The sequence below is a fragment of the Clostridium sp. JS66 genome (assembly GCF_033561535.1).
Lineage (GTDB): Bacteria > Bacillota > Clostridia > Clostridiales > Clostridiaceae > Clostridium_AM > Clostridium_AM carboxidivorans.
On the sequence record NZ_CP131467.1, the window covers coordinates 136,281 to 155,281 of the forward strand.

Sequence of the window (19,001 nt, forward strand, 5' to 3'; positions counted from 1 at the left end):
AGAGTATAAATGGTAGGTGAAATTAATGAGTATATCTGAAATTATATATAAAGTAAGAGACATAATGTTAAAGGATTTTATAAAAGTAAGAGAAGATGAGAGTATAAGAAATGCCCTCAATAGAATGATAGAGTCGTATAGAGATGAAGTTTTAATTGAAGATAAAAGCGGAAAGTTAAAAGCAATATTTACCATGAATGATGTTGCAAAAATAAAAAAGAAGGGTGTATCCTTTGATGCACCTATTATAGAGTTTGGAAATACTAATTTACATACTATAGGATCTAATGACTCGGCAAGATTGGCTAGAGACATAATGATTGATAATCGTATAGGAAGATTACCTGTATTAGAAGATGGAAAAGTTATAGGTATAGTTACTAGTAATAATATAAGAGATACTTTTTATTTAAAAATGGATGAAATGTTCAATCTTTTAAATAATGTATTTGACAATTTACACGAAGGTGTATGCATATGTGACGAAAAGGGAATAGTAAAGTATTGGAATAGGAGCTCGGAAAAATTATATAATGTACCTGCAGAAAAAATAATGAATAGACACCTAGGAGAATTTTTTCCTAAAGCTTTAAATTTAAAAGTATTAAGTACCGGAAAAAGAATAGATAATGTATTTCATGAACCTGTGGAAGGAAAGCTGGTAATATTAAGTGCTGTTCCAATCTATAATTCAAAAGGACGTATAATTGCATCTGTATCAACAGATAGAGATATTACTGATGCTATGAATTTAACAAAACAGCTGGAATATGAGAAAAAGAAGGTTGAATTTTTAGAGAAAGCATATAAAAATGAGATATCTTCAAAATATAATTTTTCATCCATAGTAGGAAAAAATAAAAAAATAATAGATGCTATAGCTATAGCGCAAAAAGTAGCACATACATCTACCAGTGTTCTTATAACAGGAAAAAGTGGAACAGGTAAAGAGGTCTTCGCCAAATCAATACATGAAGCTAGCGGGAGAACTGGAAATTTTGTAGCTATAAATTGTAGTGCTATACCAGGAAATTTACTAGAAAGTGAATTGTTTGGATATGTAGAAGGTGCATTTACAGGAGCTATAAAAAAGGGGAAGATAGGTAAATTTGAATTTGCCAATGGAGGTACATTATTTTTAGATGAAATAGGAGATATGCCCGTAGAGATGCAGGTTAAAATGTTAAGGGTACTGCAAGATGGAGTAATATATAGGCTTGGCAGTGAGAAGGCTATAAATACTGATGCTAGAATTATTGCAGCTACCAATAAAGATTTAAAAAAATTAATACTTGAAGATAAATTTAGAGAAGATTTGTTTTATAGATTAGCAGTAGTGCAGATACAGCTGCCGCCGCTTAAAGATAGAAAAGAGGATGTAAAAGATTTAGCAAACCTCTTTTTTGAACAGGTTTCTAAGCAGGAAGGTATAAAAATAACTAATATTGATGATAAAGTATATAAGATATTAACTAATTATAAGTGGGACGGTAATATAAGAGAACTAAAAAACGTAGTTCAGAGGATGGTTGTTTTATCCAATAATGGTAAAATAAATACAGAATCTATTCCTGAATACATTATAGAAAGTGTATCTCCAGAGGAAGATTTAGGTGAAGATGAATTTGATTTAGAAAAAATAGTAGAGAATGTTGAAAAAAGAACTATAAAAGAAGTTATGAAAATGGTAAAAGGAAATAAGCAGCATGCGGCCAAAGTGTTAAATATAAAGAGGAGCACATTATATTACAAATTAGGAAAATACAATATATAGGTTCAAGTTACTGACATCTATGTCTAATTATTGACATAGATGTTTTTGCGTGTAAACCTAACCATGTAGGCATTTGGTATAATTTTCAAAATATTGTGTGTCAAAAAAATGAACTTATTAATAAAAATTATAGTTATTATAAGAAAAGGTTATAAGTCCACATACTAGTATTTGCAACAATTATAGGTAAATAGTAATAAATATATTAAATAAACAAATATTTGGCATAATAAATGCTGCAATATATTTATGACTATTAAACTTAGGAGGGATGATATGAAAGAATTATATAGTTTTCCTCTAAAAATGCATGTAGGAGCACCAGATGTTCCTGCTGTTAAAGAAGGTCAGAAGGTAAAAAGAGGAGAATGCATAGCAGAACCAAAAGGCCTTGGAGCAAAAATCCATACTAGCGTGTCAGGAGAAGTAACTAAAATTACTGATAATAATATAGTTATATTAGCAGATGAGACACAAACAGAGGATTATGTAAAAATTAAAGAGTGCCAAAGCATAATTGACACTGTCTATGAAGCAGGTATAGTTGGCGCCGGTGGTGCGGGATTTCCAACACACATTAAATTAAAAGCAGAAATTCCAGATGGATACATAGTTGCAAATTGCGTTGAATGTGAACCTGTTCTTCATCACAATATAAAAATGATAGAAGAGAAGCCTGAATTAGTTGTAAACGGCATACGATATGCTATGAAAGCAACAGGCTCCAAGAAAGCTTATATAGCTATAAAAGCAAAGCATCCAGAAGCAATACAGTCATTAGAAAAATATTTAAATGGATCTAATGATATAGAAATAAAGAAACTTAAAGATATGTATCCAATGGGTGAAGAAAGAGCTGTAATTCATGAGATATTTGGAAAATGGCTTGAGCCTACACAACTTCCATTAGAAGCTAAATGTGTGGTTTTAAATGCAGAAACTTTAGCTAATATAACAAGAGCTGTAGAAGATAAGAAGCCAGTAATTGATAAGGATATAACTGTCATAGGTAAACTTAAATCAGGAAAAGAACCTAATGTATTTTCACAAGTACCTGTAGGCACTTCAATGAAGAGTCTTATAGAAAAATGTGGTGGTATAGATGGAGAATATGGCGAAATTGTTATAGGAGGACCTTATACAGGAAAAGCTGAAGATTTAGAGAAGGCTTCTGTTACAAAGATTTCAGGAGGTGCTATAGTAACAATTCCACTTCCAGAATACAAAGGACCAATAGGACTTCTTGTTTGTGCTTGCGGAGCAAATGAAGAAAGACTTAGAGATGTAGCTTCTAAAATGAAATCAGAAGTTGTAGCAGTTACTAAGTGTAAAAATGTAGAAGAAATTAAAGGATCTAATAAGTGCAAAACTCCAGGAGATTGCCCAGGGCAAGCTGCTGGCATTATGTATTTGAAAAAACAAGGTGCTAAGAGAATTTTAATATCAAACTGTAGTGATTGTTCTAATACTGTAATGTGTTGTGCACCTAAGGTAGGATTACCTGTATATCATCATACAGATCATGTATTTAGAACAGTGGATTATCCATTAACTAGAAGACTTCCTATGGAAGAACAAAAGTAGTAAGAGGAGGATTTAAATAATGTCAATGAGTGTTGAACATGCAGAAGCACTTAAAAATGAAGTAGCTGTTGTATGTTGTAGAACTGAAGAAGGAACAATTATACAAGCATCAAATCTTGAGGACCCAGATATATTCCCAGATATGGTTGATTCAGGATTGCTTACTATACCAAAAGATTGTTTAAAAGTAGGTCAAGTTATAGGAGCAAAATTACTTAAAACTATTGATTCATTAACTCCATTAACCCCAGATATTTTAGAGGGTGTTAAGGAAGTAGAAGATAAAGTAGAAAATGATTCAAAAGTTGAAGAACAAGTGGAAGAAGTTGTAGAAGAACAAGTAGTATCAGAAGAAATAGTTGATGGTGCTGAAGGTAGAGTTTTGAAAATTAGAATAGAAGAAGGAAAAGGAATCGATATAGAATTACCATTCTAATTTTTAGTTTATCTATTATACAAGTTATATTAATAAAATTTAATTTAAGTTATTTTAATATATAAAGTTTGTTATGAAATAACGAAAAGGAGGGATTAATGTTATGTCAATGAGTGCAGAACATGCAGAAGAAGTTAAAAATGAACTTGGAATTGTATGTTGTAGAACAGAAGCAGGAACAATAATTCAAGCTTCCAATTTAGAAGATCCAGCAATATTTCCTGACATGGTAGATGCTGGTTTGCTGACTATTCCAGACAATTGCTTGAAAGTAGCACAAGTAATTGGAGCAAAATTGATTAAAACTGTTGATTCACTTACTCCATTAACTCCAGATCTTTTAGAAGGCATTAAAGAAATGGCTTCTGAAGAAAAAGTTCAAGAGGAGCTAACTGAAGGAAATGAAAAGGCAGTCTTAAAATATAACAAAAAAACAGGTGATGTAATAGGGGCTGAAGATTTGGAGAATCCTATGCATTTTGAAAAACTTGAGGACTCATTACTATTCAAATTAGATGAAAGGGTTCTTACAAGAGAAGAAGTTGTTGGACAGAAATTAGTGTCCGATGTACCAGCTTTAACTCCTATAACACCTGAAATGTTAGAAGGATTTAAGGAGGAAGTTGATATGGGAGAATCACCAAAAGTAACATCAAGTGTATCAGGTGGAGTCCTAAGAATTAAAATTGCCGAAGGCAAAGGCGTTGACATCGAAGTACCATTGAATGGTATGAGTACTAGTTCAGTAAAACCTGGAAATGTGCCAGTAGTAAAGGCTGAAAAAGCAGTTGTAGCAGCAAAAGCTGAAGGCAAAAAGGAAGTAGTGCTTGAAGAAAAAGTACTAAGAACTCTTACAAGAAAACATTACAAAATAAATGAAGTAAAATTAGGCAAAGAAACTAAAATCGAAGGTACAACTTTATATATTAGAGAAGACGTATGTAAAGATGCAGAAGCAACTGGAGATCTTGTTAAAGCTGTAAAATTTGATATTATTACACCAGATAAGTATCACACATACAGTGAAACAATAATGGATGTTCAGCCAATAGCTACAAAAGAAGGAGATTCAAAACTTGGTTCTGGCGTAACTAGAGTACTTGATGGTGTTATAATGATGCTTACTGGTACAGACGAAAATGGTGTTCAAATAGGTGAATTTGGTTCATCAGAAGGTTACCTTGATGAAAATATTCAATGGGGTAGACCAAGTTGTCCTGATAAAGGAGAAATATTCATAAAAGCACAAATTACAATTCAAGCTAAGACAAACATGGAAAGAAGAGGACCTATAGCAGCTCATAAGGCAGCAGATGTAATTACTCAAGAAATAAGAGAAGCTATAAAGAAAATTGATGATGATTCTTTAGTAGTTAATGTAGAAGAATTTAAACATGTAAGAAGACCTGGAAAGAAAAAGGTTGTAATAGTTAAAGAAATAATGGGACAAGGAGCAATGCATGATAACTTAATTCTACCAGTTGAACCAGTTGGATTCCTTGGTGGAAAACCAAACGTTGATCTTGGTAATGTTCCTGTAATGTTATCACCACTTGAAGTTGCTGACGGTGGAATACATGCATTAACTTGTATAGGACCAGCATCAAAAGAATGTTCAAGACATTACTGGAGAGAACCATTAGTTCATCAGGTATTAGCTGATCCAGAATTAGACTTATGTGGTGTACTATTTGTAGGAAGTCCTCAGATTAACACCGAAAAATTCTATGTGTCTGAAAGAATGGGTATGATAGTAGAAGCATTAGATGTTGATGGTGCTTTTGTCACTACAGAAGGATTTGGAAACAATCATATAGACTTTGCTAGTCATGTTGAACAAATAGGTATGAGAGGAATACCTTGTGTAGCATTTTCATTCTGTGCAGTTCAAGGTCAATTAGTTGTTGGAAATAAATACATGAAGTATATTATAGATAACAATAAATCAGAAGCTGGAATAGAAAATGAAATCCTTGGATGCAACACATTATGTCCAGAAGATGCAATTAGAGGAGCTGAAATGCTTAAAGCTGCTATGGATGGAGAAGAAGTAAAAGCTGCAGAAAGAAAGTATAATAGAAATGTTCTTGAAAGCAATCTAGAATTAGTTGAAAAAGAAAAAGGAATAAAAATAGAAAGAGCTCTTAATGAACAATCATTACCAATGAGTGAAAAAAGGAAAGAAAAATATTCATAAAAGTAGGTAGAGATGTATGGACTTAAAGTACGGTGATCAGGTAAGAGAAATGCAGGGAGTCATTGTAGAAGTAACTGATGGTTCTGTTGCAATAGACTTCAAAGGCAGACTTGGTTATCTGAAAATACCTAATAGAATGATAATATCAGACTATCCTATGAAAGTAGGACAAGAAGTGGGATTATACATGACTTATGTAGAGGTTCTTTCTGATAAAGTTAATGAGAAGTATATAAGTAATATAGAAAAGAGAAAGGAAGGTAATAGCAATGAGTAAATCTGTTGTTAAAGGCTTACAATCAGAAGTATTTGTTCCTATAACACCAAAACCAGTTTGGGCACCTGTAGAAAAACCATTAAAAGATATGGTTATTGCACTTGCAACAGCAGCTGGAGTTCATGTTAAAACCGATAAAAGATTTAATTTAGCAGGAGATACAGGATTTAGAAGAATACCAGGAGATGTTAATTCCGATGATTTAATGGTATCACATGGTGGATATGACAATTCCGATGTTAATAAAGATATAAACTGTATGTTTCCTATTGATAGATTAAGAGAACTAGCTAAGGAAGGTTATATTAAAGGAGTTGCACCAACTCATATTGGATTCATGGGTGGTGGTGGAAACGTAAAAGTTTTCACAGAAGAAACAGGTCCAGAAATTGCTAAAATCTTAAAAGATGAAGGCGTGGATGCAGTTCTAATGACTGCGGGATGAGGAACTTGTCACCGCTCTGCAGTTTTGGTGCAGAGAGCAATCGAAGAGGCTGGAATTCCTACTATAATTATAGCAGCATTGCCTCCAGTAGTTAAACAGACAGGAACTCCAAGAGCAGTTGCTCCTAGAGTTCCAATGGGAGCTAATGCAGGTCAACCACATAATGTTGAAATGCAGACAGGTATCGTTAAGGATACATTAGCTCAGCTTGAAGTTCTTCAATCAGCTGGTAAGATAGTACCATTACCTTATGAATATACAGCAAAAGTTTAATTAGCAATAATAAACCAGAAACTAGTTTTTAGTTTCTGGTTTATAATAACCTTCTAATTAAGATAAGGGTGTGTTAATTTGGAGAGAGAAATCAGAAAGCTTGTCATAAAAACTTTTCATATACAAAAGGTAGAATTTGCAGAAAAAACATATATAAAAGATGGAGTTTTATATATAAGAAATAATATAGAGGCTGACGTAATAGACAATGAAGAGTTAGTGCGCAGTCTAAAGTTAAAAATTATACAAAGTAATGAACATGATATTTTTGTAAATTCTATAATGGATTTTTCTCCTATAGCAACTAAGGTTTTAGGCAAGCTAGGAGAAGGAATAACTCATGTTTTAACAGGAGTAACTGTTATGCTTACAGGAGTAGATGAAAAAGGAATACAAGTTGCAGAATTTGGTTCTTCAGAGGGTATATTAAAAGAACAAGTTAAGTTTGGTAGAAGAGGCACTCCTTCAGAGGACGATATAATAATAAGTATAGATGTAACATTGAAAGATGGGCAAGGTACAAACAGGCCAGGACCTATGGCAGCTCACAGAGTATGTGATAGGATAATTACGGAGATAAGAGAGTATCTAAAAAAGATGAATGGAAGGTTCTGTGACGAAAAATACGAATATTTTGATAAAATAAAACCTAATAAGAAAAAAGTAGTTATCATAAAACAAGTTGCAGGTCAGGGTTGTATGTATGATACAGGTGTTTTAGGTAAAGAACCTGGAGGATTTATTGGATGCAGATCTATTATAGATATGGGAAATATGCCAATAGTCTTAAGTCCTAATGAATATAGAGATGGTGCTTTAAGAGCCATGAATTGAGGTGATACTATGGGAATTGGACCATCTACTAAAGAAACTACATTACATCATTTTAGAGATCCATTAGTAGAAATTGTAGATAATGATGGAGATGTAGACCTTCTTGGAATTATAGTAGCAGGAACGCCTCAGGAAAATGAAGATAAGATATTTGTTGCTCAGAGAGCAGCAGCTTGGGTTGAAGCCATGAGAGCAGATGGTGCTATTGTGTCTATAGATGGATGGGGAAATAGTAATATTGATTTTGCTACCGCTATAGAAGAAATAGGCAAAAGAGGAATTCCTGTTGTAGGAATGAGTTTTGTAGGGACTCAAGCACAATTTGTAGTTACTAATAAGTATATGGATACCATAGTTGATTTTAATAAATCAACTGATGGAATAGAAACAGAAGTTGTAGGCGAAAACAATGTAATAGAATTAGATGCTAAAAAAGCGTTAGCATTTTTAAAATTAAAAATGAAAAACAAGGAGGAATAGAGAAATGAAAGCAACAAAAGTTATCAATACAGTAGAATCTCATACTATGGGTGAACCGACTAGAATTGTAACAGGTGGAGTGCCCAAGATTCCAGGAAAAACTATGGCTGAGAAAATGGAATACATGGAAAAGAACATGGATTATTTAAGAACTATGTTAATGCTTGAACCAAGAGGACATAATGATATGTTTGGTGCTATTTTTACTGAACCTTGTGTAGATGAAGCAGATATTGGTGTTATATTTATGGATGGCGGCGGATATTTAAATATGTGTGGTCATGGATCTATTGGATCAGCAACTTGTGCTGTTGAAATGGGAATGGTACCAGTTACAGAGCCATATACAGATATAGTTTTAGAAGCTCCAGCTGGAATCATTAAAGCTAGAGTAAAAGTTGAAAATGGCAAAGCAAAAGAAGTTTCAATAGTTAATGTAGCAGCATTTCTTTATAAGAAAGATATAGAAGTAAATGTACCTGACTTTGGAAAGTTAACTTTAGATATTTCTTTTGGAGGAAGCTTTTTTGCAATGGTAAAAGCTTCAGATGTAGGAATTGATTTAATTCCTAAAAATGCACAACAACTTAATGATCTTGGAATGAAGATTATTCATGCAGTTAATGAACAGGTAGAGATTCAACACCCTATATTAAAGCATATTAAAACAGTTGATCTTTGTGAATTTTATGCACCTGCAAAAAGTGAAGATGCAGATGTTCAAAATGTAGTAGTATTTGGTCAAGGACAGGTTGATAGATCTCCATGTGGAACTGGAACAAGTGCCAAATTAGCTGATTTATATGCTAGAGAAGAAATCGAAGTTGGTGGACAAATAGTAAATGAAAGTATAATTTGTACTAAGTTCACAGGAAAAGTTTTAAGTAAAGCTAAGGTAGGAGAATTTGATGGCATAATCCCAGAAATAACAGGAAGCGCATATGTTACTGGATTTAGCCAATACTTAATAGATCCAGATGATCCAGTTAAACATGGCTTTATATTAAAGTAAATTTATGCAAAAAATTCAAAAATAAAAATATAAAAAATATTAAGAAAATTATTGCGGTAAGGCCATAATATATATTACAATATATATGTAATATTAAAAATTATAATAGAAAGAGGGGGATGTTATTATGTTAGTTAAAGTAGTGTCCGGTTTACTTATACTCTTGACAGGTTATTTTACAATAGTATTTTTAAGAGATTATTTTAAAGCATCTAAAGAGGGTAATCTAGAAAGTGCAAACTTTTTAGCATTAGGCGGTGTTGGATTTATAACAAACTTTTTTGATACATTAGGTATAGGAAGTTTTGCTCCTCTTACAGCATTATTAAAATTCTTTAAACTTTCTCAAGATAGAACAATACCAGGAACACTTAATGCATCTTGTACAATTCCCGTAACAGTAGAAGCTCTAATATTTATAACAGTAATAAAAGTTGAACCTGTAACTTTATTTGCAATGCTTGTTTCTGCTACTATAGGTGCTTTTATAGGTGCAGGTATAGTTTCAAAGCTTGATGAGAAAAAAGTTCAACTTGGAATGGGAGCAGCATTACTTATAGTTGCATTAGTAATGTTAGCATCACAATTAAAATTAATGCCTGTAGGTGGAGACGCTATAGGACTTACAGGAATAAAGCTTATTATAGCTGTAATTGCTAACTTTATATTAGGAGCACTTATGACACTTGGAATAGGGTTATATGCACCTTGTATGGCATTAGTATTTGCACTTGGAATGAGCCCAAAGGTAGCATTCCCTATAATGATGGGATCTTGTGCATTTTTGATGCCAGTAGCATCAGCTAAATTTGTTAAAGAAGGAGCTTATGATAGAAAAGCTTCTATGGCAATAACTCTATTTGGATCAGTTGGAGTTTTAGTAGCGGCATATATAGTTAAGAGTCTTCCTTTGAATATTTTAACTTGGTTGGTAATATGTGTTATTATATACACATCTATAGCTATGTTTAGATCTGCTAGTAAGTCAAAGGATGTCGGAGCACAAGCGTAATTATTTAACAAATAGCCATATACAAGAAAATTTATCTTGTATATGGCTATTTTTATTTTATTTTTTAGTGTCAAATTATTGACACCAAATTTATATATATTTCTATACAGTGTATGACTTTAACTAAAAATTAACGAATAGTGTCAAAAAATACTACACTATTTGTCAGAAAAAAGTACATTTTGCTATAAGTAAACCTTTAATATAAAAAAAACTAATACGAAAAAACCAGCGTATTTGCATATTTTATAACAAAGCAGCGCAAAATAAATTATTGGCACGGAAATTGCTAATGTATTACTGTGTATAACAAAAACTTATTTAGTACAATATATACTATTAATTTATATGATAATGAACATTATATAAATTAATAAAATGTTGAAAGGAGGGAATGTTGCATTCTGCTAAACTAAGCGTAGTAGATTTAAGACAACAGTATGTTATGGTAAAATTATTTAATTTTCCTCTTAAAATGCATGTTGGTGCGCCGGACGTTCCAGTAGTAAAGGAAGGTAAGGAAGTAAAAAGAGGCGAATGTATTGCAGAGCCAAATGGATTGGGAGCAAAAATACATACAAGTGTTTCAGGAAAAGTAGTTAAGATTACAGACACTGAAATAGTTATTGAAGCAAATGATGTTCAAACAGAAGATTATGTAAAAATCAAAGAAAGTGATAGCATAATTGATACAGTTTATGAAGCAGGAATAGTTGGAGCTGGTGGAGCTGGTTTTCCAACTCACATAAAATTAAAAGCTGAAATTCCAGATGGATATATCATTGCTAATTGTGTTGAGTGTGAACCAGTATTGAATCATAATATAACTTTATTAGAACAAAACCCTGAAATTGTGATTAAGGGTATAAAGTATGCAATGAAAGCTACAGGAGCTCCAAAAGCATATATGGGAATAAAATCTAAAAACACAAAAGCTATATCTTCTGTAAAAGCAGCACTAAAAGGTGAAAGCAATATAGAAGTTAAGGAACTTAAAGATATTTATCCTATGGGAGAAGAAAGAGCACTTATTCATGCTATATTTGATAAATGGCTTGAACCAACACAGCTTCCATTAGAAGCAAAATGTGTTGTTTTAAATACAGAAACTTTGGCTAATATAACTAGAGCAGTAGATGATAGAAAGCCTGTTATAGACAAAGATATTACAATAGCTGGTAAATTAAACAGTGGAAAAGAATCAAATGTATTTTTCCAAATGCCTGTTGGAACTTCAATAAAAAGCCTCATAGAAAAATGTGGTGGTATAGATGGAGAATATGGTGAAATCCTAATAGGAGGACCATACACAGGAAAAGCACAAGATTTGGAGAAAGCTGAAGTTACTAAGATTTCAGGTGGAGCCATTGTTACTATTCCATTACCAGAATATAAAGACAAATTAGGACTTCTTGTTTGTGCTTGTGGTGCTAATGAAGAAAGACTTAGAGATATAGCATCTAAAATGAAATCAGAAGTAGTTGGTGTTACAAAGTGTAAAAATGTAGAAGAAATAAAAGGCGCGAACAAATGCAAAACCCCAGGTAATTGTCCTGGTCAAGTAGCTGGTATTATGTATTTAAAGAAACTTGGTGCAAAAAGAGTACTAATTTCAAATTGCAGCGATTGTTCAAACACTGTAATGTGTTGTGCTCCAAAGACTGGACTAGGAGTATATCATCATACAGATCATGTGTTTAGAACAGTTGATTATAAATTAACTAGAAGACTTTCAATTGATAAATAAAAAAGGAGGATACGATAAATGTCAATGAGTGCAGAACACGCAGAACAACTAAAAAATGAAGTTGCTGTTGTATGTTGTAGAACAGAAGAAGGAACAATAATTTCAGCAAGTAATCTAGAGGATCCATCTATATTCCCTGATATGGTGGATTCAGGACTTTTAACTATACCAGATAATTGCTTTAAAATAGGTGAAGTTGTAGGAGCTAAATTACTAAAAACTATAGATTCACTTACTCCATTAACTCCTGATTTATTAGAAGGAGCTAAGGCAATGGCTTCAGAAGCGAAGGAAGAGAAAAAAGCAGTTGAATTAACTCAAGGAGATGCAAAGGCTGTTTTGAAGTACAACAAAAAAGCAGGGGACATTATAACAGCTGAAGATTTTGAAAATCCAATGAATTTTGAAAAACTTGAAGATTCATTATTGTTAAAGCTTGATGAAAAAGTTTTATTAAGAGAAGAAGTAATTGGAAAGACTTTAAAAGTAGATGTACCAGCATTAACTGCTGTAACAGCTAATATGTTAGAAGGATTTGAAGAAGAAGTAGTAGAAGCAACACAACCAATAGCATCCGTGACTGGTGGAGTTTTAAAGATTAAAATAGCAGAAGGAAAAGGAATTGACATTGAAGTACCTTTAGGTGTAGGTTCAATAGCAGCTCCAGTGGCAAAGGCACCATCAGCAGTAAAAAATCAAAGCATTGCTAAAGAAGAAAAAACTGTAGCAACTCAGGAAGTTAAGCTTGAAGAAAAGGTTGTAAGAACTCTTACAAGAAAATATTTCAAAATCGATAAAGTAGAGTTTGGACCAGAAACAAAAATTGAAGGAACAACTCTTTACATCAGAGAAAATGTTTGTGATGATGCTGTAAAAATAAACAAATTAGTTAAAGAAATAAAGGTTGATATAATAACTCCAGATAAGTATAACACTTATAGTGAAACGATAATGGATGTTCAACCAATAGCTACTAAAGAGGGAGACGACAAGTTAGGTTCAGGCGTAACTAGAGTAATTGATGGTGTTATAGTAATGGTTACTGGAACAGATGAAAATGGAGTTCAAATAGGAGAATTCGGTTCATCAGAAGGTATACTTGAAGAAAACATTCAATTTGGAAGACCAGGAGCACCTGATAAGGGAGAAATCTTCATAAAAACTCAAGTAACAATAGCTGCAGGAACTAACATGGAAAGGCCAGGTCCTCTAGCTGCTCATACAGCTACAGATATTATAACTCAAGAAATCAGAGAAGCTTTAAAGAATGCTGATGAATCTTTAGTAACAAGTACAGAAGTATTTGAACAAAAGAGAAGACCAGGAAAGAAAAAAGTTATCATTGTTAAAGAGATAATGGGTCAAGGTGCTATGCACGATAACTTAATATTACCAGTTGAACCAGTAGGAGTGCTTGGAGCAAAACCAAACGTTGATTTAGGAAATGTTCCTGTAATGTTATCACCACTTGAAGTTGCTGATGGAGGAATTCATGCATTAACTTGTATAGGACCTGCATCAAAGGAATGTTCAAGACATTACTGGAGAGAACCACTTGTTCATGAAGCTTTAAATGATCCAGAATTAGATCTTTGTGGAGTGTTATTTGTAGGAAGTCCACAAATCAACAGTGAAAAATTCTATGTATCAGAAAGAATGGGAATGATAGTAGAAGCTTTAGATGTTGATGGAGCTTTTGTTACAACAGAAGGATTTGGAAACAATCACATTGACTTTGCAAGTCACATTGAACAAATTGGTATGAGAGATATTCCATGTGTAGGATTCTCATTCTGCGCAGTACAAGGAGCTTTAGTTGTTGGTAACAAGTACATGAAGTACATGGTTGATAACAACAAGTCAGAAGCTGGAATTGAAAATGAAGTTTTAAGCTGTAATACATTATGTCCAGAAGATGCAATAAGAGGAATATCAATGCTTAAAGCAGCTATGGGTGGAGAAGAAGTTAAAGCTTCAGAAAGAAAATGGAATGCAAATGTTAAAGAAAACAATCTAGAGTTAGTTGAAAAGACTACAGCAACTTCAATAGAAAGAGTTGAAAATGAAACTGCTGTTCCAGTAAGCCAAAAGAGACTTGAAAAATATTCAACAAAGTAGGCGCTTAATATGGATTTAAAATATGGTGATAAAATCATTGAAATGCAAGGCGTAATTGTAGAAGTTCATGACGGATGCGTTGCAGTAGACCTTAAAGGAAGATTAGGATATTTAAAAGTACCTATGAGAATGCTTATAACAGATTATCCTTTAAAGGTAGGTCAAGAAGTTGGCTTTAAGATGAGTTTTATAGAAGTTTTGTCAGAAGAAGCTAATGAAAAATATGTTAGCAATATAGATATAAGAAATAGAAAGGAAGGAAAATTATAATGGATTTAACAATTGTTAAAGGATTACAATCAGAAATATTTGTTCCTATAACTCCTCCACCAGTTTGGGCTCCTGTAACAAAAGAGCTTAAAGATATGAAAGTAGCTATAGCTACAGCTGCTGGTGTACATTTAAAATCAGATAAGAGATTTAATTTAGCAGGAGACTTTACATTTAGAAAGATACCAGGAGATGCACCATCAAGCGAACTTATGGTATCACATGGTGGATATGATAATGGAGATGTTAATAAAGACATCAACTGCATGTTCCCAATTGATAGATTAAAAGAACTTGTAGAAGAAGGATTTATAAAAGAAGTTGCACCAACTCATATAGGATTCATGGGTGGCGGCGGAAACCAAGAAAAATTCAAGAATGAAACTGGTCCAGAAATCGCTAGAATTCTTAAAGAAGAAGGCGTAGATGCAGTCCTAATGACAGCTGGATGAGGAACTTGCCACCGCTCTGCAGTTTTGGTGCAGAGAGCAATCGAAGAAGCAGGAATACCTACAATATGTATAGCTGCTTTACCACCAGTAGTTAAACAAACAGGAACTCCAAGAGCAGTTGCTCCAAGAGTACCAATGGGAGCTAATGCAGGAGCACCACATGATGTTGCTATGCAAACAGCTATAGTTAAAGATTCACTAGTAGAGTTAACTAAGATAACTACTGCAGGAACAATAGTTCCACTTCCATATGAATATATAGCAAAAGTTTAATCAGAAGTTAGAAAATAGTAACTATAATATAGGAACTAGGAACTAAAAACTAGTTTCTAGTTCCTATATATTAATATTTTTTATTAAAATAAACGTGGTGATATATATGGAAAAGCAAATAGAAATTAGAAGATTAGTTATAAAGACTTTTCATATAACAAAAGTAAAGTTTGCTGAAAAAACCTATATAGAAAACGGTGTATTGTATTTAAAAAATGATATACAAAAGGGAATATCAGTAGATGAGAAACTCATAAAACATATAGAAGTTAAAATCATAAATCCTGATAACCACAATATATTTGTAAATTCAATAATGGATTTTTCTCCAATAGCTGTAAAGGTATTAGGGAAAATAGGAGAAGGTATAACTCATGTACTTACAGGAGTAAATGTGATGCTTACAGGGGTAGATGAAGAGGGAATACAAGTTGCAGAATTTGGTTCTTCTGAAGGTATACTAGATGAGCAAGTTGTATTTGGGAGAGCTGGTACTCCAGCTAAGAATGACATATTAATTCATATAAATGTTACTCTAAAGGCTGGTAAAGGAACAAGTAGACCAGGTCCCATGTCAGCACATGAAGTTTCTGATAAGATAATTAGTCAAATAAGAAGTATCTTAAAGCAATTAAGTGGAAGAGTGTGCGACGAAAAGTATGAATATTTTGATAAGATAAAGCCTGGAAAGAAGAAAGTAGTTATTATAAAACAAGTTGCTGGCCAAGGCGCTATGTATGATACAGGACTTTTAAGTAAAGAACCAGGTGGTTTTGTAGGATGTAGATCTATTATAGATATGGGTAATATGCCTATAGTATTAAGTCCTAATGAATACAGAGATGGTGCATTAAGAGCCATGAACTAAATTATATAGGAGGGTATTACTATGGGAATAGGACCATCTACAAAAGAAACAACATTACATCATTTTAGAGATCCGCTGCTTAATGTAGTCTCTAATGATGATGATGTGGATCTTTTAGGGATTATAGTAGCAGGAACACCACAAGAAAATGAAGATAAGGTATTTGTTGCACAGAGAGCAGCATCTTGGGTTGAAGCTATGAGAGCAGATGGAGTCATAGTATCTATTGACGGTTGGGGAAACAGCAATATTGATTTTGCTACTGCTTTGGAAGAGGTAGGAAAAAGGGGCATTCCAGTAGTTGGAATGAGCTTTGTAGGAACTCAAGCACAGTTTGTAGTTACTAATCAATATATGGATACTATAGTAGACTTTAATAAATCAAAAGATGGAATTGAAACAGAAGTTGTGGGAGAAAACAACGTAGTAGAGCTTGATGCTAAAAAGGCTTTAGCATTTTTAAAATTGAAAATGAAAAATAAGGAGGCACAAAAATGAAAACAACAAAAACAATATTTGCAATAGATTCACATACTATGGGAGAGCCAACAAGAATAGTGGTAGGTGGAGTGCCTAATATCCCTGGAAAAACAATGCCAGAAAAGAAAGCTTATCTTGAAGAGAATTTAGATTATGTAAGAACAGCTATAATGCTTGAACCAAGAGGACATAATGATATGTTTGGTTCAATAATAACACAGCCAACAACTGAAGAAGCAGATCTTGGAATAATATTCATGGATGGCGGTGGATATTTAAATATGTGTGGACATGGTTCCATAGGAGCTGCAACTGTAGCTGTAGAAGAAGGTATGGTTGAAGTAACTGAGCCAGTAACAAAAATTACTTTAGAAGCTCCAGCAGGATTAGTTAAAGCAAATGTTAAAGTAGAAAATGGAAAAGCAAAAGAAGTTTCTATAGTTAATGTACCAGCATTCCTTTATAAAAGAAATGTAGAAGTAGATGTGCCTGAAATAGGCAAAGTATCAATGGATATATCTTTTGGCGGAAGTTTCTTTGCTATAGTTAAAGCTGAAAACCTAGGAATAGAAATATGTCCATCAAATGCGCAAAAGATAATAGAAATAGGAATGAAAGTTATAAAAGCTGTTAATGAACAAGTTGAAATACAGCATCCAACACTTCCACATATAAAAACTGTAGATTTATGTGAAATATATGGACCTGCTAAAAGTGCTGATGCAACTTTACAAAATGCAGTTGTATTTGGACAGGGACAGCTTGATAGATCACCATGTGGAACTGGAACTAGTGCTAAATTAGCAACACTTTATGCAAAAGGTGAACTAAAAATGAATGAAGATTTCATATATGAAAGTATTTTAGAGACAAAATTCAGAGGAAGAGTATTAGAAGAAACTAAGGTTGGAGATTTTGATGCTATAATTCCTGAAATTACAGGAAGTGCGTTCATAACAGGACACAATCAATTCTTCATAGATCCAGAAGACCCAGTTAAACATGGATTTATTTTGAAATAAAATCTTAAAAGTATAAAGTTGTATTGAAAGAATCACAATACACTGGTATATTAGTTAGGTATGGTACATTGCAATTCAACTATAAAATATTAAATAGAAACGAGGAGGCTGTGAAATGGTAAAAATAGTATTCGGTATATTAATACTTTTAGTATTATACTTTGCATTCGTATTTTTTACAGACTATGCTAAAGCTGCAAAAGAAGGAAAAATTGAAAAGACAAATTTCTTTGCGCTTGGAGTAGTAGGATTTATTACAAACTTTTTTGATACATTAGGAATAGGAAGTTTTTCACCAACAACTGCGTTATTAAAGGCATTTCACCTTTCAAAGGATAGAACTATACCAGGAACGCTTAATGTAGCATGTACTATACCTGTAGGCATAGAAGCACTTATTTTTATAACGGTTATAAAAGTAGAGCCGATAACACTTTTCTCAATGCTTGCTGCAGCAACTATAGGTGCAGTAGTAGGAGCTGGAATTGTGTCAAAACTTGATGAAAAGAAAATACAGCTTGGCATGGGAGTAGCATTAATTGTAGTTGTAATAATAATGCTTGCACAACAATTAAATCTGATGCCTTCAGGCGGAGATGCTATTGGACTTACAGGCATAAAGCTTATAATAGCAATAGTTGCTAACTTTATATTAGGAGCTCTTATGACATTAGGAATAGGACTTTATGCACCATGTATGGCCCTAGTATTTGCACTTGGAATGAGCCCTAAAATAGCATTCCCAATAATGATGGGATCTTGTGCATTCTTGATGCCAGCTGCATCAGCTAAGTTTATTAAAGAAGGTGCATATGACAGAAAAGCATCTATGGCTATAACTATATTTGGTTCTGTAGGAGTTTTTATAGCAGCATATATAGTTAAAACATTGCCACTAAATGTTTTAAAATGGTTAGTAATAGTGGTTATTCTTTATACATCAGTTCTAATGTTTAGATCTGCAAGTAAATCAAAACCTGTCGCAGAACAAGGTTAAAATATTAACAAAATAAGTAAGAGAGTCCATAATGTTGAAATTATGGACTCTTTTTTTAGAATAAAACATTATTAAATGAAAAGACTAATCATGAAAAAATCTTATATATAAAAGGGGTGCTGAAACATGAATAAATCTAAGAAAGGCAATGTAAATGCTAAAGAAGTTAATATAGGCACTAAAAGAACACAAGATAGTAAAGTACTAGAAAAACAACATAGAAAAGAAAGAAAGGCTGATAATAATGAATAAAGTAGAGAAAAGAGATTTACAGAAAGACTTTAAAAAACCACATAATAAACCTGGTAGTTACCCTACACCTGAAGAGGAAGGAAGAGCAATCAAAAAAGATAGAAATAGTGTAAGAACAACAGATTAAGCTTTTCGTTAAGTAATAAGAAAGGTTTAAGTGTAGAAGGTTAATTTATATGTTAAAAATATTGCGATGCA

The 19,001-nt window shown here is 32.9% G+C and carries 17 protein-coding genes and 2 pseudogenes; all 19 read left to right on the plus strand.

Going from position 1 to position 19,001, the window contains the following annotated elements; genetic code table 11:
• The first annotated feature begins 25 nt into the window (after positions 1-25).
• The 19 genes and pseudogenes from prdR (at position 26) to Q6H37_RS00740 (ending at position 18,930) form a co-directional block, all read left to right on the plus strand.
• Positions 26-1,774, plus strand: coding sequence for a sigma-54 dependent transcriptional regulator PrdR (prdR, locus tag Q6H37_RS00650; protein WP_318738704.1), 1,749 nt, complete (start codon positions 26-28; stop codon positions 1,772-1,774).
• Between the two features lie 276 nt (positions 1,775-2,050).
• Positions 2,051-3,358 carry a proline reductase-associated electron transfer protein PrdC gene (gene prdC / locus Q6H37_RS00655; RefSeq protein ID WP_318738705.1) on the plus strand — a complete coding sequence of 436 codons (1,308 nt, stop codon included), beginning with the start codon at positions 2,051-2,053 and terminating at the stop codon, positions 3,356-3,358.
• 19 nt (positions 3,359-3,377) lie between these two features.
• Positions 3,378-3,788 (plus strand): annotated as a pseudogene (locus Q6H37_RS00660) (sugar transporter); the annotation flags it as partial.
• A gap of 109 nt (positions 3,789-3,897) precedes the next feature.
• Positions 3,898-5,991: a D-proline reductase (dithiol) proprotein PrdA gene (prdA, locus tag Q6H37_RS00665; RefSeq protein WP_318738706.1), complete on the plus strand. Its 2,094-nt coding sequence runs from the start codon at positions 3,898-3,900 to the stop codon at positions 5,989-5,991.
• Between the two features lie 16 nt (positions 5,992-6,007).
• Complete coding sequence (locus tag Q6H37_RS00670) at positions 6,008-6,268, plus strand: CBO2463/CBO2479 domain-containing protein (RefSeq protein WP_007062687.1); 261 nt, start codon at positions 6,008-6,010, stop codon at positions 6,266-6,268.
• On the plus strand, positions 6,261-6,986 hold the full coding sequence (prdB, locus tag Q6H37_RS00675) for a D-proline reductase (dithiol) protein PrdB (RefSeq protein WP_081457842.1): 726 nt from the start codon (positions 6,261-6,263) through the stop codon (positions 6,984-6,986). The genes Q6H37_RS00670 and prdB (Q6H37_RS00675) overlap by 8 nt, the downstream gene beginning before the upstream one ends.
• A gap of 78 nt (positions 6,987-7,064) precedes the next feature.
• Positions 7,065-8,300, plus strand: a pseudogene (gene prdD / locus Q6H37_RS00680) (proline reductase cluster protein PrdD).
• A 4-nt stretch (positions 8,301-8,304) separates the two neighbouring features.
• Positions 8,305-9,312: a proline racemase gene (locus Q6H37_RS00685; RefSeq protein WP_318738707.1), complete on the plus strand. Its 1,008-nt coding sequence runs from the start codon at positions 8,305-8,307 to the stop codon at positions 9,310-9,312.
• Positions 9,313-9,439: 127 nt separating this feature from the next.
• Positions 9,440-10,324, plus strand: a complete 885-nt coding sequence (locus Q6H37_RS00690) for a TSUP family transporter (protein ID WP_318738708.1) — start codon at positions 9,440-9,442, stop codon at positions 10,322-10,324.
• A 445-nt stretch (positions 10,325-10,769) separates the two neighbouring features.
• Positions 10,770-12,071 carry a proline reductase-associated electron transfer protein PrdC gene (gene prdC, locus Q6H37_RS00695; RefSeq protein ID WP_318742884.1) on the plus strand — a complete coding sequence of 434 codons (1,302 nt, stop codon included), beginning with the start codon at positions 10,770-10,772 and terminating at the stop codon, positions 12,069-12,071.
• 18 nt (positions 12,072-12,089) lie between these two features.
• Positions 12,090-14,189, plus strand: a complete 2,100-nt coding sequence (gene prdA / locus Q6H37_RS00700; protein ID WP_318738709.1) for a D-proline reductase (dithiol) proprotein PrdA — start codon at positions 12,090-12,092, stop codon at positions 14,187-14,189.
• Between the two features lie 9 nt (positions 14,190-14,198).
• On the plus strand, positions 14,199-14,459 hold the full coding sequence (locus Q6H37_RS00705) for a CBO2463/CBO2479 domain-containing protein (RefSeq protein ID WP_007062678.1): 261 nt from the start codon (positions 14,199-14,201) through the stop codon (positions 14,457-14,459).
• Positions 14,459-15,184, plus strand: a complete 726-nt coding sequence (prdB, locus tag Q6H37_RS00710; protein ID WP_318738710.1) for a D-proline reductase (dithiol) protein PrdB — start codon at positions 14,459-14,461, stop codon at positions 15,182-15,184. Before Q6H37_RS00705 ends, prdB (Q6H37_RS00710) begins: the two co-directional genes overlap by 1 nt.
• A 106-nt stretch (positions 15,185-15,290) precedes the next feature.
• Positions 15,291-16,052 carry a proline reductase cluster protein PrdD gene (gene prdD / locus Q6H37_RS00715; protein ID WP_318738711.1) on the plus strand — a complete coding sequence of 254 codons (762 nt, stop codon included), beginning with the start codon at positions 15,291-15,293 and terminating at the stop codon, positions 16,050-16,052.
• Between the two features lie 21 nt (positions 16,053-16,073).
• The gene (locus Q6H37_RS00720; protein WP_007062674.1) at positions 16,074-16,550 is read left to right on the plus strand and encodes a glycine/sarcosine/betaine reductase component B subunit; all 477 of its coding nucleotides are present in this window, start codon (positions 16,074-16,076) and stop codon (positions 16,548-16,550) included.
• Positions 16,547-17,554 carry a proline racemase gene (locus tag Q6H37_RS00725; protein WP_318738712.1) on the plus strand — a complete coding sequence of 336 codons (1,008 nt, stop codon included), beginning with the start codon at positions 16,547-16,549 and terminating at the stop codon, positions 17,552-17,554. The genes Q6H37_RS00720 and Q6H37_RS00725 overlap by 4 nt, the downstream gene beginning before the upstream one ends.
• A gap of 115 nt (positions 17,555-17,669) precedes the next feature.
• A complete protein-coding gene (locus tag Q6H37_RS00730; RefSeq protein ID WP_318738713.1) occupies positions 17,670-18,551 on the plus strand; it encodes a sulfite exporter TauE/SafE family protein in 882 nt (293 codons plus the stop codon).
• A gap of 126 nt (positions 18,552-18,677) precedes the next feature.
• Positions 18,678-18,803 (plus strand): hypothetical protein, encoded by a 126-nt coding sequence (locus Q6H37_RS00735; RefSeq protein ID WP_007062671.1) that lies wholly within the window; start codon positions 18,678-18,680, stop codon positions 18,801-18,803.
• Entirely contained in the window at positions 18,796-18,930 is a 135-nt protein-coding gene (locus tag Q6H37_RS00740; RefSeq protein WP_318738714.1) for a hypothetical protein, read from the plus strand. Before Q6H37_RS00735 ends, Q6H37_RS00740 begins: the two co-directional genes overlap by 8 nt.
• The last annotated feature ends 71 nt before the right edge of the window (positions 18,931-19,001 follow it).

Coding starts and splice junctions, on each gene's coding strand:
- prdR (WP_318738704.1), top strand. CDS start 26: ATGAGTATATCTGAAATTATATATAAAGTAAGAGACATAATGTTAAAG.
- prdC (WP_318738705.1), top strand. CDS start 2,051: ATGAAAGAATTATATAGTTTTCCTCTAAAAATGCATGTAGGAGCACCA.
- Q6H37_RS00685 (WP_318738707.1), top strand. CDS start 8,305: ATGAAAGCAACAAAAGTTATCAATACAGTAGAATCTCATACTATGGGT.
- Q6H37_RS00690 (WP_318738708.1), top strand. CDS start 9,440: ATGTTAGTTAAAGTAGTGTCCGGTTTACTTATACTCTTGACAGGTTAT.
- prdC (WP_318742884.1), top strand. CDS start 10,770: ATGGTAAAATTATTTAATTTTCCTCTTAAAATGCATGTTGGTGCGCCG.
- prdD (WP_318738711.1), top strand. CDS start 15,291: ATGGAAAAGCAAATAGAAATTAGAAGATTAGTTATAAAGACTTTTCAT.
- Q6H37_RS00740 (WP_318738714.1), top strand. CDS start 18,796: ATGAATAAAGTAGAGAAAAGAGATTTACAGAAAGACTTTAAAAAACCA.
- Q6H37_RS00730 (WP_318738713.1), top strand. CDS start 17,670: ATGGTAAAAATAGTATTCGGTATATTAATACTTTTAGTATTATACTTT.
- Q6H37_RS00720 (WP_007062674.1), top strand. CDS start 16,074: ATGGGAATAGGACCATCTACAAAAGAAACAACATTACATCATTTTAGA.
- Q6H37_RS00670 (WP_007062687.1), top strand. CDS start 6,008: ATGGACTTAAAGTACGGTGATCAGGTAAGAGAAATGCAGGGAGTCATT.
- Q6H37_RS00705 (WP_007062678.1), top strand. CDS start 14,199: ATGGATTTAAAATATGGTGATAAAATCATTGAAATGCAAGGCGTAATT.
- Q6H37_RS00735 (WP_007062671.1), top strand. CDS start 18,678: ATGAATAAATCTAAGAAAGGCAATGTAAATGCTAAAGAAGTTAATATA.
- prdA (WP_318738706.1), top strand. CDS start 3,898: ATGTCAATGAGTGCAGAACATGCAGAAGAAGTTAAAAATGAACTTGGA.
- Q6H37_RS00725 (WP_318738712.1), top strand. CDS start 16,547: ATGAAAACAACAAAAACAATATTTGCAATAGATTCACATACTATGGGA.
- prdA (WP_318738709.1), top strand. CDS start 12,090: ATGTCAATGAGTGCAGAACACGCAGAACAACTAAAAAATGAAGTTGCT.